General features: G+C 63.6%; 18 protein-coding genes and 2 pseudogenes. 13 read left to right on the forward strand and 7 right to left on the reverse strand.

The window, feature by feature from the left end; all coding sequences use genetic code 11:
- Window positions 1–306, forward strand: a pseudogene (locus BM252_RS31080) (IS4 family transposase); the annotation flags it as partial.
- Window positions 307–374: 68 nt separating this feature from the next.
- Here the strand turns inward: BM252_RS31080 and mgtA are convergent.
- Window positions 375–3,032 (reverse strand): magnesium-translocating P-type ATPase, encoded by a 2,658-nt coding sequence (gene mgtA / locus BM252_RS16880; RefSeq protein WP_093388844.1) that lies wholly within the window; start codon window positions 3,030–3,032, stop codon window positions 375–377.
- Between the two features lie 273 nt (window positions 3,033–3,305).
- Here mgtA and BM252_RS16885 point away from each other — a divergent pair, with 273 nt between their 5' ends.
- The gene (locus BM252_RS16885; RefSeq protein WP_093388845.1) at window positions 3,306–3,683 is read left to right on the forward strand and encodes a bacteriohemerythrin; all 378 of its coding nucleotides are present in this window, start codon (window positions 3,306–3,308) and stop codon (window positions 3,681–3,683) included.
- Between the two features lie 158 nt (window positions 3,684–3,841).
- Here the strand turns inward: BM252_RS16885 and BM252_RS16890 are convergent, their stop codons facing one another.
- Window positions 3,842–4,240 (reverse strand): TraR/DksA family transcriptional regulator, encoded by a 399-nt coding sequence (locus BM252_RS16890; RefSeq protein WP_093388846.1) that lies wholly within the window; start codon window positions 4,238–4,240, stop codon window positions 3,842–3,844.
- 365 nt (window positions 4,241–4,605) lie between these two features.
- On the opposite strand from BM252_RS16890, the gene BM252_RS16895 reads away from it, so the two are divergent.
- The 6 genes from BM252_RS16895 to BM252_RS16920 all read left to right on the forward strand — a co-directional run bounded on the left by BM252_RS16895 (window position 4,606) and on the right by BM252_RS16920 (window position 10,248).
- On the forward strand, window positions 4,606–6,102 hold the full coding sequence (locus BM252_RS16895; RefSeq protein ID WP_093388847.1) for a sensor histidine kinase: 1,497 nt from the start codon (window positions 4,606–4,608) through the stop codon (window positions 6,100–6,102).
- A gap of 10 nt (window positions 6,103–6,112) precedes the next feature.
- Entirely contained in the window at window positions 6,113–6,526 is a 414-nt protein-coding gene (locus BM252_RS16900; protein ID WP_093388848.1) for a response regulator, read from the forward strand.
- 5 nt (window positions 6,527–6,531) lie between these two features.
- The gene (locus BM252_RS16905; RefSeq protein WP_093388849.1) at window positions 6,532–8,013 is read left to right on the forward strand and encodes a response regulator; all 1,482 of its coding nucleotides are present in this window, start codon (window positions 6,532–6,534) and stop codon (window positions 8,011–8,013) included.
- Window positions 8,003–8,641, forward strand: a complete 639-nt coding sequence (locus BM252_RS16910) for a response regulator (RefSeq protein ID WP_093388850.1) — start codon at window positions 8,003–8,005, stop codon at window positions 8,639–8,641. The genes BM252_RS16905 and BM252_RS16910 overlap by 11 nt, the downstream gene beginning before the upstream one ends.
- A gap of 9 nt (window positions 8,642–8,650) precedes the next feature.
- The gene (locus BM252_RS16915; RefSeq protein ID WP_093388851.1) at window positions 8,651–8,863 is read left to right on the forward strand and encodes a DUF6434 domain-containing protein; all 213 of its coding nucleotides are present in this window, start codon (window positions 8,651–8,653) and stop codon (window positions 8,861–8,863) included.
- Window positions 8,864–9,483: 620 nt separating this feature from the next.
- Window positions 9,484–10,248 carry a hypothetical protein gene (locus tag BM252_RS16920; RefSeq protein ID WP_139236558.1) on the forward strand — a complete coding sequence of 255 codons (765 nt, stop codon included), beginning with the start codon at window positions 9,484–9,486 and terminating at the stop codon, window positions 10,246–10,248.
- Window positions 10,249–10,386: 138 nt separating this feature from the next.
- On the opposite strand, the pseudogene BM252_RS30225 reads toward BM252_RS16920, so the two are convergent.
- Window positions 10,387–10,548 (reverse strand): annotated as a pseudogene (locus BM252_RS30225) (IS5/IS1182 family transposase); the annotation flags it as partial.
- Window positions 10,527–11,000, reverse strand: coding sequence for a hypothetical protein (locus BM252_RS16925; protein WP_093388853.1), 474 nt, complete (start codon window positions 10,998–11,000; stop codon window positions 10,527–10,529). The gene BM252_RS16925 and the pseudogene BM252_RS30225, both read right to left, overlap by 22 nt.
- A gap of 27 nt (window positions 11,001–11,027) precedes the next feature.
- Here BM252_RS16925 and BM252_RS16930 point away from each other — a divergent pair, with 27 nt between their 5' ends.
- Entirely contained in the window at window positions 11,028–11,375 is a 348-nt protein-coding gene (locus BM252_RS16930) for a hypothetical protein (RefSeq protein WP_093388854.1), read from the forward strand.
- A 10-nt stretch (window positions 11,376–11,385) separates the two neighbouring features.
- Here the strand turns inward: BM252_RS16930 and BM252_RS16935 are convergent, their stop codons facing one another.
- Entirely contained in the window at window positions 11,386–11,880 is a 495-nt protein-coding gene (locus tag BM252_RS16935) for a DUF2938 domain-containing protein (protein ID WP_093388855.1), read from the reverse strand.
- An 81-nt stretch (window positions 11,881–11,961) separates the two neighbouring features.
- On the opposite strand from BM252_RS16935, the gene BM252_RS16940 reads away from it, so the two are divergent.
- The gene (locus tag BM252_RS16940; RefSeq protein WP_093388984.1) at window positions 11,962–12,396 is read left to right on the forward strand and encodes a helix-turn-helix domain-containing protein; all 435 of its coding nucleotides are present in this window, start codon (window positions 11,962–11,964) and stop codon (window positions 12,394–12,396) included.
- Between the two features lie 82 nt (window positions 12,397–12,478).
- Here BM252_RS16940 and BM252_RS16945 read toward each other — a convergent pair whose 3' ends face one another.
- On the reverse strand, window positions 12,479–12,970 hold the full coding sequence (locus BM252_RS16945; RefSeq protein ID WP_093388856.1) for a hypothetical protein: 492 nt from the start codon (window positions 12,968–12,970) through the stop codon (window positions 12,479–12,481).
- Window positions 12,967–13,311 carry an NIPSNAP family protein gene (locus tag BM252_RS16950; protein WP_093388857.1) on the reverse strand — a complete coding sequence of 115 codons (345 nt, stop codon included), beginning with the start codon at window positions 13,309–13,311 and terminating at the stop codon, window positions 12,967–12,969. The genes BM252_RS16945 and BM252_RS16950 overlap by 4 nt, the downstream gene beginning before the upstream one ends.
- Before the next feature lie 134 nt (window positions 13,312–13,445).
- On the opposite strand from BM252_RS16950, the gene BM252_RS16955 reads away from it, so the two are divergent.
- From BM252_RS16955 to phbB, 3 genes are all read left to right on the forward strand, one after another.
- A complete protein-coding gene (locus tag BM252_RS16955; protein ID WP_174900563.1) occupies window positions 13,446–13,895 on the forward strand; it encodes an Lrp/AsnC family transcriptional regulator in 450 nt (149 codons plus the stop codon).
- A 192-nt stretch (window positions 13,896–14,087) separates the two neighbouring features.
- Window positions 14,088–14,867, forward strand: coding sequence for a fumarate/nitrate reduction transcriptional regulator Fnr (gene fnr / locus BM252_RS16960; RefSeq protein ID WP_425442329.1), 780 nt, complete (start codon window positions 14,088–14,090; stop codon window positions 14,865–14,867).
- A 153-nt stretch (window positions 14,868–15,020) separates the two neighbouring features.
- Window positions 15,021–15,743: an acetoacetyl-CoA reductase gene (phbB, locus tag BM252_RS16965; protein WP_093388860.1), complete on the forward strand. Its 723-nt coding sequence runs from the start codon at window positions 15,021–15,023 to the stop codon at window positions 15,741–15,743.
- The last annotated feature ends 74 nt before the right edge of the window (window positions 15,744–15,817 follow it).

A 15,817-nucleotide genomic window follows, 5' to 3' on the forward strand; every position in this document is an offset into this window, starting at 1 on the left:
GGGATCAACCAGGAGATCTGGGGCGCGTGCATCGCCTACAACCTGGTGCGCCTTGAAATGGCCAACGTCGCCGCCGACGCTCAATGCAACCCCACCGACATCAGCTTCGTCCGTGCATTTCACATCATTCAATACGAACTAACATGGGCCGCCGCGACTCGCGCCTATGGCAAGCTGCCTTCCCTACTACAAAGAATGCGGCAAAGGCTAGTCACAGAACTGACTGTCAAACGACCCGGCCGTCATTTTGACCGGGTCGTCAAATCAAAGGCACAGCGCTACCCATACAAGAAGTCAAAAGCTTAAGTCAACGGCATTAGGGTCAGACCCTAGGTTTTCGCCGTTGGGTTTTCTTTGGGCCGCTGGTGCCGCGCTTAGATCGTGCCGTAGCGCCGCATCAGCCAGGCCTTGCCGGTCTGGCACAGCGCCAGGTAGCCGAGCAGGATGGCCGGCAGCGCCAGCCAATAGCCGGGCGGCATGGCGGCGAAGCCAAGCGCGGCGCCGAAGGGCGACACCGGCAGCCACACGCCGACGCCGCAGATGCCCAGCGTGGTGGCCAGCAGCGCGCGGCTGGGCTTGCTTTCGACGAAGGGGATGCGGCCGGTGCGGATCACGTGCACCACCAGCGTTTGCGACAGCAGCGATTCGAGGAACCAGCCGGTCTGGAACAGCGCCGGGTCTTGGCCTGCGCCGAAGCCGAACCACAGCACGGCGAAGGTGAGGTAGTCGAACAGCGAGCTGATCGGGCCGAGCACCAGCATCACCCGGCCGATGTTGGCGATGTCCCAGCGGCGCGGCCGGCGCAGGTAGTCGGCGTCGACGTGGTCGCTGGCCAGGGTGGTTTGCGACACGTCGTACAGCAGGTTGTTGAGCAGGATCTGCACCGGCGCCATCGGCAGGAAGGGCAGCAGCACGCTGGCGCCGAGCACGCTGAGCATGTTGCCGAAGTTCGAGCTGGCGCTCATGCGGATGTATTTGCTGATGTTGCCGAACACCCGGCGGCCCTCCAGCACGCCGTCCTTCAGGGCCAGCAGGCTCTTTTCCAGCAGGATGATGTCGGCCGACTCCTTGGCGATGTCGACCGCGCTGTCGACCGAGATGCCGACGTCGGCCGCCTTCAGCGCGGCGCCGTCGTTGATGCCGTCGCCCATGTAGCCGACCACGTGGCCGCCGCTCTGCAGCGCGCGGATCACGCGCGCCTTCTGCGCCGGCGCCAGCTTGGCGAACACCGTGGTGGTTTCGGCGCGGGCCGCCAGGGCGGCGTCGTCGAGGGCGTCGATGTCGCTGCCGAGCAGGGACTGCTGCACCTCCAGGCCGACATGGCGGCACACGCTGCGGGTGACCGCCTCGTTGTCGCCGGTCAGCACCTTGACGGCGATGCCGTAGTGGCGCAGCGCGCTGATGGCCGCCGCCGCGCTGTCCTTGGGCGGGTCGAGGAAGGCGATGTAGCCGACCAGCACCAGATCGGCCTCGTCGGCGGCGCCGAAGCCGGCCGCGCCGGCCGGCAACTCGCGGCAGGCCACGGCGATGACGCGGAAGCCGTCCTCGTTGAGCGTTTCGACGACGCGGCCGAGGGCGGCGCCGTGGTGGTCCTGCAGGGCGATCAGCTGGCCGTCCAGCTCGGCGCGGGTGCTGACGGCCAGCACCTCCTCGACCGCGCCCTTGCAAATGAGCACGCGGCTGCCGTCGGCCCGCTCGACGATCACCGACATGCGGCGGCGCTGGAAGTCGAAGGGCAGCTCGTCGACCTTGCGGAAGCCGGTCTCCGGCTTGATGTGCTCGTGTTCGTCGACATAGCGCAGCACGGCGACGTCGAGCAGGTTCTTCAGGCCGGTCTGGTAGAAGCTGTTGAGGTAGGCGTATTCGGTGACACGGGCCGAGTCCTTGCCGCCGATGTCGAGGTGTTTCTCCAAAATCACCCGGTCCTGGGTCAGGGTGCCGGTCTTGTCGGTGCACAACACGTCCATCGCGCCGAAGTTCTGGATGGAATTGAGGCGCTTGACGATGACCTTCTTGCCGGACATGGCCAGCGCGCCCTTGGCCAGGTTGATGGTGATGATCATCGGCAGCATCTCCGGCGCCAGGCCGACCGCCACGGCGACGGCGAACAGCAGCGCGTGCAGCCAGTCGCCCTTGCCGACGCCGTTCAGCAGGAACACCAGCGGCACCATCACCAGCATCACCCGCATCATCAGCCAGACGAATTTGTTGACGCCACGGTCGAAGCTGGTCAGCTCGCGCTGGCCGGACAGGTCGGCGGCGATCTGGCCGAAGCTGGTGGCGTCGCCGCTGGCCACCACCACGCCGCGCGCGCTGCCGCTGACCACGGTGGAACCCATGTAGGCGATGTTGGGCAGGTCGAGCGCGGCCGGGGCGGGAGCGTCGCCGCCGTCGGCATTGGGCGGCAGGGCGTGGGCCTGCTTTTCCACCGGCATGGCCTCGCCGGTCAGCGCCGACTGGCTGACGAACAGGTCGCGGCAGGACAGTAGGCGCAGGTCGGCCGGCACGATGGCGCCGGCCGACAGCAGCACGATGTCGCCCGGCACCAGCTCGGCCAGCGCCACCTCGCGCGGCAGCGGCCCGCCGGCGCTGCCGCGCAGCACCGTGGTGGTGGTGCGCACCATCGAGCGCAGTTGCTCGGCGGCGCGGTCGGAGCGGTGCTCCTGGACGAAGGACAGCAGCGAGGACAGCACCACCATGATGGCGATGACGCTGCCGCTCCAGGTTTCGCCGGTGAGGAAGTTGACCACCGCCAAGGCCAGCAACAGCAGCGACAGGGGGCTGGCCAGCAACAACAGGAAGCGCAGCAGGACGTTGCGGCGCGCCTGGTGGCGTATGGCGTTGGGGCCGTGGCGCTTGAGGCGCAGCGCGGCCTCGGCCTCGGCCAGGCCGTCGGCGCCGCTCTCCAGCGCGGCCAGCACGGCCGTCGGCTCCTGGCGGGCGAAGCGCAGCGTGGCGGCGGCGGCGGCGGCGGGTTGGGTGGGTGCGGTCTTGCCGTTGCTGCCGTTGGCCTTGCTTGTGTGGTCGAACAAAGCGGGGTTCCTTGCGGTGGTGGCGGGCGGATGGGCGGGCGCGGCGCGCTGACCTTGTTTCTGCGACGTGCTTGCAGAATATCAATGCTTCGGTGGAAAAAAATGACATGGATCAAAATTGCCCGAAAAACCAAGGTGTTGGGTGTGCAATGCTGTTTTATCGGCATATTTGATCTAGGTCAATCGGATCTACTGACTTTGGCCGGCGAGGCGCTCACAGTGGGGTGGGCGGCGCGTTGCGCGGCAAGGAATCACCACTAAGCAGGAGGAAATATGGAACACATGGAATGGTCGCCGGAAATGGCGCTGGGCATCGAGTCGCTCGACCAGGCGCACCAGGCGCTGCTGGCGCAAATGCTGCACCTGGCGCAGGCCAACGACGACGCGCTCGACGACGGCTTCGCCTTGCTGGTCAAGCATCTGGAGCGCGACTTCCGCGAGGAGGAGGATTTGATGGAGACCATCGCCTATCCCGCCATCCAGAGCCACCGCGAGCAGCACGCCCGCGTGCTGGGGGCGCTGCACGTGGTGGTGCCGGGCGACCACGCCGCCGCGCGCGAGGCGCTGGGCCTGCTGCCGCTGTGGTTCCAGGTGCACTTGTCGACCCAGGACGCGGCATTGGCGATGGCGCTGAACCTGGCCGACGCCTGAGCGCCGGCGCGCTTTCAAGGCGCCGGCGGCTATCACACCACCCAACGGCAACGAGCCAGGGTCAGACCCTCAGGGTCTGACCCTAGATTCACGCCGCTGGGTTTTCCTAACTCCGCTGCGCTCACGCGGGATGGCGCAAGCGCGAATGGCTACGGCCGCTATCGCGCCTTGAGGTGCTGCCGGTTCGGATGCTGCTCGGCCTCCTCCTGGCAGGGCAGACACATGCGCGCGCCGGGCTGGGCGCGCAGGCGCTCGGTGCCGATCAGCGCGCCGCAGTTGGCGCAACTGCCGTAGTTGCCGGCGGCGATGCGGCCCAGCGCGGCGTCGATGCTGCGCAGTTCGGCCAACTCGTGGCTCAGCTGGGCCAGGTTGGCCTCGTTCTCCATGCTCGCTTCGGCCTGGTCGCCACCCTCTTCGAAGAAGTTGGCAAGCGCCAGTTGTTGTGGATCGTCGCCCTGGTGCAGGCGTTCGCGCACGGTGGCGATCAGTTGCTGGCGCTGCGCGCGCAGTTGCGCGCCGAACTCGTCGACCAGTTGGCTGGCGAATGGCGTGGTCATGGCGTCTGCCCCCGGCTGCGCTGGGGCGCGTCGATGATGGCGTGGCGGACGGGAGTTGACATGATGTTTCCTTGTAAGCGGCCTGTGGCGCGCGGATGCTTGGGGGTTGCGAATTGGCCGAACGGCGGGGCCGGACGGCGTACCGGACGGTGTGCCGGACTGATTGCCCGGCTGCACATGGCGCTGCCTTGATTGCAATGTAACTGCGTAGCCCCGTCTAGTCAGTAGGCAGATTTGATCTAAGTCAAAGATCCGGACAAAAGACTGGCGGCCCCCTCCGCCGGCTCGGCTTTTGTCAGAACAGCCCGAATACGTTAAACTGGCCGTTGCCGCTATTGAAACGCTACGCCGTCAGGACTATCCCCTTGAAGAATTTGGTAATTGAAGGACAGAGCCTGGAATGGTTGCTGACGTCGGCCACCGACGCCATGCTGATCATCGACCACGAGGGCAAGATCGTGCTGCTCAACCCCGCGCTGGAGAAACTGTTCGGTTACGCGCCCGCCGCGCTGCTGGGCCAGACCATCGAGATGCTGGTGCCGGCGCGGCTGCGCCACGCCCACGTCGGCCAGCGCGCCGACTTCTTCAGCCAGCCACGGCCGCGCGCCATGGGCGGCGGCGCCGAGTTGATGGCGCTGCACCGGGACGGCCGCGAGTTCCCCGTCGAGGTCAGCCTGTCGCCGCTGCAAGGCGCGCAGGCGCAGCCACTGGTGCTGGCCACCATCCACGACATCACCAGCCGCAAGGCGGCCGAGGCGGCGCTGCAGGAGAGCGAGGCGCGCATGCGCGCCATCTTCGAGACGGCGGTCGACGCCATCATCACCATCGACGAGCGCGGCATCATGGAGCGGCTCAACCCGGCCGCGCAGGCGCTGTTCGGCTACAGCGAGGCCGAGGCGGCCGGGCAGAACGTGTCCATCCTGATGCCCGCGCCGCACCGCGCCCGCCACGACGGCTACCTCGAGCACTACCTGGACACCGGCGAGAAGAAGATCATCGGCAAGGGCCGCGAGGTCGAGGGCCTGCGCCGCGACGGCACGCTGTTCCCGATGGACTTGACGGTGACAGAGATGAAGCTGGGCAGCCGGCGCATGTTCACCGGCATGGTGCGCGACATCACCGCGCGCAAGGCCGCCGAGCAGCACAACCGCGCGCTGCTGCAGGAGATCAGCAGCGCCAACGAGGAGCTGACCAACTTCGCCTACGTCGTCTCGCACGACCTGAAGGCGCCGCTGCGCGGCATCGGCTCGCTGGCCGACTGGCTGGCCACCGACTACGCCGAGCACTTCAACGACGAGGGCAGGGAACACATGCGCCTGCTGATCAACCGGGTGCACCGCATGGGCGCGCTGATCGACGGCATCCTGCAGTACTCGCGCGTCGGCCGTGTCAAGGAGGCGCCGCTGCCGGTCGATTTGAACAAGCTGCTGGCCGACGTGGTCGACCTGCAGGCGGCGCCGGCGCACATCCGCGTCACCGTGGCGCCCGGCCTGCCGGTGGTGGTGGTCGAGCCGACCCGCATCCAGCAGGTGTTCCACAACCTGGTGTCGAACGCCATCAAATACATGGACAAGGCCGACGGCCGGGTCGAGGTGGCCTGCGCCGACGCCGGCGCCGACTGGCGCTTTGCCGTCAGCGACAACGGCCCCGGCATCGAGGCGCGCCACTTCGAGCGCATCTTCCAGCTGTTCCAGACGCTGGCCTCGCGCGACCGCGTCGAGAGCACCGGCGTCGGCCTGGCGCTGGTCAAGAAGATCGTCGAGATGTACCACGGCCAGTACGGCGTCGAGTCGGTGATCGGCCAAGGCAGCACCTTCTGGTTCACGCTACCCAAGGCCGCCTCGCCGGCGGCCGCCAAATAAGGACACCCGCATGAAAAACAGCAACAAACCCATCCTGCTGATCGAGGACGACCACGTCGATGTGATGACCATCCTGCGCGCGCTCAAGGAGATTCACGTCGGTAACCCGGTGGTCAACATGGAGAACGGCGAGGTGGCGCTGGAGCACCTGCGCGCGCCCGGCGTGGAACGGCCCTGCATCATCCTGCTCGACCTGAACATGCCGATCATGAACGGCATCGAGTTCCTCCAACTGGTCAAGGCCGACCCGGAGCTGCGCCGCATTCCGGTGATCGTGCTGACCACCTCGGAGGAGCAGCAGGACAAGGTCAACAGCTTCAACCTGGGCGTGGCCGGCTATATGGCCAAGCCGGTCGACTACCGCCGCTTCGTCGAGATGATGCGTTCGATCGACCTGTACTGGACCCTGAGCGAGATGCCCTGAACGCCATGAGCAAGCACCCGATCCGCGTCTTGATCGTCGAGGACGACGTGGTCGACCGCATCGCCTGCCGGCGCGCCTTCGCCGCCGACAGCGAGCACGACTTCATCCTGCTGGATTCCGAGAGCGGCCAGCAGGGCCTGGCGTTGGCGCACAGCGAGCGGCCCGACTGCATCCTGCTCGACTACCACCTGCCCGACCTGACCGGGCTGGAATTCCTCGCCCGCATCGGTGCCGACCCGGTGGCCACCGCCATCCCGGTGATGATGTTGACCGGCGCCGACAGCGCCGCCGTGGCCGCCGAGTCGATGCGCCGCGGTGCGCGCGACTACCTGGTCAAGGACGTCGACGGCCACTACCTGCGCTTCCTGCCGCAGGCCATCGACCGCATGCTGCGCGAGCAGCGCCTGCTCGACGACAAACGCCAGGTCGAGGCCAAGTTCCGCACCCTGGTCGAGCAGATCCAGGCGATCACCTACATCGCCGAGCTCGACGAGGGCGAGACCATGCGCTACATCAGCCCGCAGATCCAGACGCTGGGCTACAGCCCGGCCGAGTGGCTGGCCGCGCCCGGCCTGCACGCCGGCCGCATGCACCCGGACGAGCGGCTCGCCGCGCTGCAGGCGATAGTCGCCAGCCGGCGCGCCGGCACGGCGCTGCGGCTGGAGTACCGGCTGTACGCGCGCGACGGCGCCGAGCACTGGTTCCGCGACGAGGCCGAGGTGGTGCGCGACGACGCCGGCGTGCCCCTGTTCATGCAGGGCATCCTGGTCGACATCACCCCCAACAAGCTGGCCGAGCAGGCGCTGCTGCAGTCGCAGCACGAGCTGCGCCGGCTGGCGGCGCACCAGGAAAGCATCAAGGAGGGCGAGCGCAAGCGCATCGCCCAGGAGATCCACGACGAGCTGGGCGGCCTGCTGACCGGCATCAAGGCCTACATCAGCGTGGCGATCGAGCGCGCCGAGGCGGCCGGCCGGCCGGCCGAGCCGCTGCTGGCCGACGCCGCCGGGCTGGCGCAGGACGCCATCGGCACGGTGCGCCGGGTCATCACCGACCTGCGTCCCAGCGTGCTCGACCAGCTGGGCGTGTGGGCCGCGCTGGAATGGTACGTCGAGCAGGTCAGCCAGCGCGCCGGCCTGCACTGCAGCTGCCACATCGACGCCGCCGCCGCCGCGCTGGAGCTGGGGCCGGAGCGCAGCACGATGCTGTTCCGCATCGTCCAGGAGGCGCTGACCAACGTGGTGCGCCACGCCGAGGCCAGCGAGGTCAGCCTGAGCGTGCGCCGCGTCGCCGGCGCGCTCGAGGTGGTCATCGACGACGACGGCAAGGGTATCGAGACCGAGCGCCTGCTCAACCGCGAGTCCTGGGGCATTTTGGGCATGCACGAACGCAGCCGTCATTTCGACGGCGAATTGAACATACACGGCAAGGCCGGCCAGGGCACCACCCTGCAACTGCGCCTGCCCCTGGAGGAAGACAATGGAAGTTAAGCCGATCCGCGTGCTGCTGGTCGACGACCACGCCATCGCCCGCAACGGCGTGCGCCTGATGCTCAGCGCCGCCGACGATATTTGCGTCATGGGCGAGGCGTCCAACGCCATCGAGGCGATCGAGCGGGTCGGCGAGCAGGTGTTCGACGTGGCCCTGCTCGACATCACCATGCCCGGCAAGAACGGCCTGGAGCTGCTCAAGCAGCTGCGCGCCGAGCAGCCCAAGCTGGCCGTGCTGATGCTGAGCACGTATTCGGAGGAGATCTACGCGGTGCGCGCGCTCAAGCTGGGCGCCTCCGGCTATTTGACCAAGGATGCGCCGACGGCCGTGCTGGTGGCGGCGGTGCGCAAGGCGGCCGCCGGCGGCAAGCACGTCAGCCCGGCGCTGCTGGAGAAGCTGGCCAGCCTGATCGGCGGCGGCGGCACGTCGAGCCACGAGGCGCTGTCGAACCGCGAGCTGGAGGTGTTCAAGCTGATCGCCGCCGGCGAGTCGCTGGTGCGCATCGGCGAGCTGATGCATCTGAGCCCGAACACCGTGACCACCTACCGCACCCGCATCCTGGAGAAGATGGGGCTGGGCAGCAACGCCGAGTTGACCCGGTATGCGCTGGAGAACGGCATCATCTGAGCGCGCGGAATGGACTTCGATTGGCACGGCGGGCAGATTTCGCGCGACACCATTGTCGACGCGGGCTACAGGAATACCCAGAACGTCAGGCGTTTTCTTGCACTGGAGTGCGGCGCGGATTTTAAGTTCGACCGCGACTTCATGGCCTGGGTGGGCGATGGCGTGGGAAAGAACATGGGGGATGTCGCCGACGAGTGGCTGCGACGGCGGCGGTCAACTTGAGGGCGCAGGAGCGGCTGTTGTCGACAGAATCTGTTATTCAACGAAACGAGGTTTTCAAGAACTAAAAATTGCTTCGTTAATAGCTGCAAGAAAGCGCATTTCAGTATAAATTGCTTCGGCCGTCTCCAAACCAGTCGCCAAACGCGGTTTGGCAGCGCGTGAACTCGGGGCGAAGCCAACAAATGCAAGTTGATATAGTAACGCTACAGCCTGCAAATATAAACGGAGGAACGCGTGGCTGTTCGCAAAGACCAGTATTGGCCTAGAGTGATAATTTGTGGATTTTGCACATGTACATGATGTTATTCTGAGCGCCGCTGGCGTGGTCGACCATTTGCGGATGCTCTGCATCCGGCTCTGTAAATATTACGCGATGATTGTGATTGCCCCCCCCCCGGGGGAAGCTGCCGTCATCGAGTTTGCCAATAGATGAACTGAGGAGTCGGTCCATGAGAGTAGCTTGGCGGCCTTTGATAGCCTTCACTATGTTGACGCATATAGGGTGAAAATAGATATCGACACATTCGTAACTAGCTGGCCGTCGGGTGTGTTATCGATTTTCGGTATGATATTATTTATTTACGATGTTCAAAGCATTGAATTCCAAAGGGAGACTTATTTTGCAAAAATTGATCGCTGCCCTCAACTGGATTAAAGACCACGTACTTGCAGTTCTAATTGCTTCTTTTGTAATCCCAGGCGTTTTGTCGGTATTTAACCAACAGTCCGAAATAACGAAGACGATCTATGAAATAGACTATAAAGGCGCTAAAACAAAATTCCAAGAATGCGACCGCCTACATTCAGATTATCTTTCTGCCACCATGGCTAACGCGGGTGCTGCGCAGCTTCTTCAGGAACACTTCAATCTGGATGCCATTGCGAAGAAAGGCTCTTCGGAAGTCTACTTCATAGCGTTTAAGGGGGCGATGGAGGCTTACCAAAATTCCCTCGGTCAGGTTAAGGAGTTATTTTCCAAGACTTCTCGATGCTATGGTGAACTCACCGCCAATTATGAGAATCTTGCTCTTAGTCTAAATCTTATAGATGAGTTTCAGAATGAAACAAAGCGGGAATCTGACAAAGTGTCTCTTCTTGTCGCTAAGCGGGACACCATTGCAAAGGATATTTTTAGACGAGTCGATCCAAATGTTATTTTTGGCGCGCTTATTTCCGGCGAGGAAAAGTCCATCCTGAACGCCATGCAAACGGCAAACTTTGGGGATTTGGCGAAGCTTCAGTCTCAAAATATTGAAGTTGAGTCTGCTGTGCAGAGTCAACAACGGGTCAAATTTGTTGAGTTGAATAAGCTCTTTGCTAACGAATTAAACCGAAGATTCCACCGTGGGTTGTTTAGTTATTTCTTGGCACTGGTCAGGATTTAACTATTCAGCAGAGCGCAAGGAAGCCATTTTGCGGCAGATGATGCCGCCGACGAACAAGCTGATTTCCGAATTGGCGCGGGAGCAGGCGTTGTTGCAAAAATCGAGTCTAACTGGGACTTTCCCCTGTCCCCCATGAATTTAAGCGATACGGACGGACTGAGGGCGTGCCAGCGAGGTCATGCGATTGAGCACGCCCGCGCGGATGGCTACCTCGGTGGCCTGCGCGCCAACCGTGCGGGCCGCCAGGTTCCTGCCGGTGGGCACCTTCAAGCGGTACATCAATGTCTCAGCCAGCCCTTGGCCGCGCGCTCGATCTCTTCCTGATGCGCCTTCACCGCTGCGACCAGCAATGCGCGCTCCTCAACCAGGCGCTTGCCTTCATAGTCGGCAGCGGCCTGATGCAGCACGCCGTTGCCTAACTTCAGCACACGCGTGACGAAAAGTGCCTTCTTCGACAGGTGGCCAAAGGTGACAACTATTTCGTCTTTGCACGGTCCATTCGGCACCGTCGAGGTGCAGCCACGGATCTTCGCCAAGGAGGCGGGGACGCCAGGCCGGGCGTTCCAGCTCGCCATGTCGACGACTTTTATGGCGGCGTCATGCGCCTTCACCGCCGCGCGCGCCTCATCCGGCGACATGCCCAACTTGAGGCCGACGATGTCGGTGGTCTTGGCCTGGCCGAACGACGGCCCGGAGAGGCCCAAGGTGACGAGTGCTACGGCTGCGAACAGCATGCCCTGAATCCGTTCCATTTGCCTTCTACACAGGTTCTATGAAAGATGACGAAGTTCTTCTACTCTCGCAATTATTTACGGAAGTACGCGACGAGATTGCCATGCTTCGTCCTTGCATATGCCCAATTGCTGGCGGCACAAGCAAAGACGCTCGATCCCGTCGTGGCGCATGGCGACGCCTGCCTGCCCAAGCTGATGGCGGATGGTGTGGTGTGTGCCCTGAGGCAGTTGGCACCAGACAGCGGTAAATCGTCGCGGTGGGCGCGGCACCAGGAAAAACCGGCGATCATCGCTGGCAGGCAGATTTCGGGGGAGACCGAGATACGGTGGTTCAGAGCGATGGATGAGGTCATCCGCTACTTCTCATCCCGCGCACACCTGGCTATCAGGTGACGCGCACCGCTCATTGCCACATAAGCTTGATCGTTATCGCGGACAGGTAAAGACCGCACCCAAAAACCGCATGCGCCGCAAGGCTGCGCAGGCGGTTTTTCCAGGGAGTCGGCGTGCGCGATGCCGCGATCCCTGCGCCCATTGCGGGCTGCATCACGAACAGGGGTATGACGACAGTCGCCACTCCCACGGCAAGGGCAGGCAGCCACGCGGGATCAAGCAGCCACGCCGTGCCGTGGACGCCTACCAGCAACGCAGCGAATGTTATGCCCACGGCATAGTGGATCGCCCACCCCGCTAACAGCTCGCCCCGTATTGGCGCGGCCTTGCCGATGCTGGCGTGCGCGATCCTGCCTCGCCACAAATGGCCTGCCCACCGGCCAACCAATGCATAGTCGAGCGTAGGAATGCCCAAGCCCTTCTGAATCATTGACCACACGTCCATCACGGCTGTCGCGCCGATCCCGATCAGAACCACCCTTGCCAACTCGTCCATCGATACCATGCCCTGTCCTTTCCATTGATGAGGCCATCGTTTTCAGGCATGATATAAGTTGAAGTCAACTTCAAGTCAATGGGTCTGCAGATGGATATCGCCGAGGTTGTAAAGCGCACGGGAGTTCCCGCCCACACATTACGCTACTACGAGAAGAAGGGTTTGATCGCGTCTGTCGGCCCGCGCGGGGCTCGCCGCCAGTTTGCGTCTGTCGTGCTGGAGCAGTTGGCTCTTATCGCGCTCAGTCAGGCTGGAGGTTTCTCGCTGGACGAGATACGCGACATGCTTCCCCCGTGCGGTGAGACACTTGTTGATAGAAACTTGCTTTTGGCCAAGGCAGATGAGATTGATGCCACCATCAAGCAACTGCAGGCGATGAGCCGGGGATTGCGGCATGCGGCCGCATGTCCAGCCCCTAGCCACGCAGAGTGCCCGGCATTTCAGCGCCTGCTCAAGGCCGCGGCGGCTGGTGCCTTGAAGCGGCGGCGTCATTCGGCTCCACGTCCTGCTGCCGTCCGATCTTGAGCGCGCCAGGGACGTGAGCCGGCGCGGCGATTTCTGGACAGTGTTATCACCCGCCGGATACAACGGGATAATTGCCAAAAAATTAAGCGATTCTGTGGAACAGCATGCGCCAGTTCATTTCCCACGTCGCCCCGCCGTCGGGCGACATTGCCTGCTCCCAACGGGCGCTGCCGGGCGCGATATCCGACCAGGTGTAGCGCAGCCGGATCGGCTTGCCGTCGAGTTCGTCATCGCATTCGAAGACGCCGACGCCCTGGTCAAACTTGCCAACCACTGGCGGCAGCAGCAGGCCCGATGGGTCCAGCCCGGCGGTATTGTTGTCGAGCCAGTAAATGCTCCAAAGCTTGGTCTGCGGGTTGAACAGGCGCAGCGACATGCCGACAAAACCGGGCCGCCAGCTGTCGGCGATGAAGTCGTCGAAGTTGCCTATGCCGCCGGGCAAGGCCTGGTTGTGTTGGGTGGCGTCGAAGGTTTCCCATTCGTCGTTGTTCTGCAAGCGCTTGCGCAGTCGGCGGTTCTCGACCCGCCAGCGGCCAAGGAGAAAATCGAAATCACGGATGCCATCGTTGTTCATGCTGGCACCGGTGCTTGGCGCAGACTGCCGATCAGCGCGTCGTCCGCTTCGATCACCGCTGTCGTATAGTGCTCGATGCACGCCATGACGGCCTCGCGCGGTCCTTGCAACCAGGCCGGGCTGGTGTAGAAATCATCCTGGCTCCGGCCGCGCTGCGCCAAACTTTGATATGCCCGGATCAACAGGTAAGAGTCCGGCGCATGCATGGATGGTCGCGCCGCCACGACGTCGGTGCCCGCCGCACGTAGCATCGGCAGGGATTGTTCCTGCATAATGCGGTGGAACAGTTCGGTCGAGCCGGGCTTGAGCGTGTATGTCCTGATTTCAACAATTCGATTCATGTGTTCTGTCCTATTGGTAAGGTAGAACGATGATATGGCCCGGTGCGCTTCACCACAACGCTGCATTCAAGGTGTTTTGGGCCGGGCGGCACCACTATTGAAGGTTTTTTGAGAGGTTTGCTTTGAATGTTGATTTGGACGCCTATGACCGCAAAATTATTGCGCTTTTGCAAAGCGATGGCCGTCTTACTTTCTCGGAAATCGGACGCAGGATTCACCTGACTTCACCCGCCGTGGCCGACCGGGTGCGGCGACTGGAAGAGGCCAAGGTGATCGAAGGTTTTGGCGTGCGGGTGAATTTGCGGGCACTTGGCTACAGTTTCGAGGCGTTTATCAACATCACGGTCGATTCCCACGCCGCGCTCGATGCTTGGGCCGCGTCGCACGCCGAAGTACTGGCGCTACATGCGACCACCGGCAGCCATTGCGCGCTGCTGCGTGTCGCCTTGACGGCGCCGGAGCACTTGCAGGCGCTGCTGCAGTCGCTGGCGCAGATTGGCAAGACAACAACGTCGATCGTGTTGTCTTCGCAATTCGAAGACCGGCTCCGCTTGCCCGGCGATCGGCTTCCGCCGGCGCCGTAGGCCGGAAGTTGCCGGCCTGTAGGGTTTCCCCTACAACAATCCACCCCGATTTCCCCTACAAAAACTGACGGCGATGCCCGATATCGGATTTTCCCGCCAGCGCTGATACTGTGTACATAGACGAGAAGCGATTTACCATTCTCTTGCAACACAATATTCAGGGGAGTAGCAAACATGACAACGACCATGCATATGGTGGCATCCACGGCCCAGCCGGCCATGACCAGCCAGAACAAGTGCGCCGTGTGCAGCTTCAAGAAGCTGTGCCTGCCCTTGGGCCTGGACGAGGCCGATGTCGGCCGTCTCGACAAGATCATTGGCCGCCGCCGCCGCGTCGCCCGCGACGAGAACCTGTACCGCATGGACCAACCCTTCACCAGCCTGTACGCGGTGCGCTTCGGCCATTTCAAAACGGCCCAGGTCAATCCCGACGGCAAGCAGCAGATCACCGGCTTCCAGATGGCCGGCGACCTGCTCGGCATGGACGCCATCGGCGCCGGCCGCCACGCCTGCGCCGCCGTGGCGCTGGAGGACAGCGAGGTGTGCGAGATCCCCTTCGCCCGCCTGCAGGAGCTGTTCGGCCAGGTGCCGCAACTGCTGCAACACTTCCACCGCATCATGAGCCAGGAGATCATGCGCGAGCAGAACGTCATGCTCTTCCTCGGCAACATGCGCGCCGAGCAACGCTTCGCCGTGTTCCTGCTCAACCTGTCGGCGCGCTACGCGGCGCGCGGCTACTCGCCGAGCAATTTCCAGCTGCGCATGTCGCGCGAGGACATCGGCGACTATCTCGGCCTGACCATCGAAAGCATCAGCCGCCTGCTGTCCAAGTTCCGCAAGGCTGGCTGGATTTCCATCGACAACCGCGAGCTGGCCATCCTCGACCGCCCGAGCTTGGAGGCGCTGTCGACCGGCGTGGCCGCCGCGCAGCGCAACAACGTCGTCGAGATCCGCCAAGCCGTCGCCGCCTAGCCACAACTGCAATGTTGAATTAACTGTCCGCTTGACGCACATCAAGAGTGCCTGCTGACTGACTTGCAGGGCGCCAGTACAGTGGGGCTGTACAGCCGCGCCCCTGCCGCAGTATCGCGGCGCGCCGCGCCGTCCGCAACGAGGAGAAACGCAATGAGCAGAATCGCACTGGTCACCGGCGGCACCCGTGGTCTTGGACAGGCCGTCTCCCTAGCATTGCAGCAGGCCGGCCACCAGGTGGCGGCGGTCTACCACAGCCACGACGAGGAGGCGCACGCCTTCGCCGCGCAGAGCGGCATCCGCGTCTTCCAGTGGGACGTGGCCGACTACGCCGCCTGCCGCGCCGGCGTGGCCCGCGTCAGCGAGGAGCTCGGCGCGCCGGATATTTTGGTCAACAACGCCGGCGTGACGGCCGATGCCATGCTGCACAAGATGACGCCGGAGCAATGGTGGCTGGTGATCCAGACCAACCTCGGTTCGATGTTCAACATGTCGCAGCAGGTCATCGAAGGCATGCGCCAGCGCGGCTTCGGCCGCATCGTCAACATCAGCTCGATCAACGGCCGCAAGGGCCAGTTGGGACAGTGCAACTACGCCGCCGCCAAGGCCGGCATCCTCGGCTTCACCAAGGCGCTGGCGCTCGAGGGCGCGCGCAAGAACATCACCGTCAACGCCATCGCGCCGGGCTACTGCGACACCTCGATGGTGGCCAAGGTGGCGCCGGAGACGCTGCAGGCGATCATCGCCGGCATTCCTGTCGGCCGGCTCGGCACGCCGGCCGAGATCGGCCGTATGGTCGCCTTCCTCGTCGCCGAGGAGTCCGGCTTCATCACCGGCGCCACCTTCGACGTCAACGGCGGCCAATATATGGCCTGATTATGGTCCGACGCCCCCAGGTTCACCGCGCGGCGGCCGCCAAGGCCGAAGCGATCCGTTTTTCAACTCTGCTG

Source organism: Rugamonas rubra, from assembly GCF_900114705.1.
Classification (GTDB): domain Bacteria; phylum Pseudomonadota; class Gammaproteobacteria; order Burkholderiales; family Burkholderiaceae_D; genus Rugamonas; species Rugamonas rubra.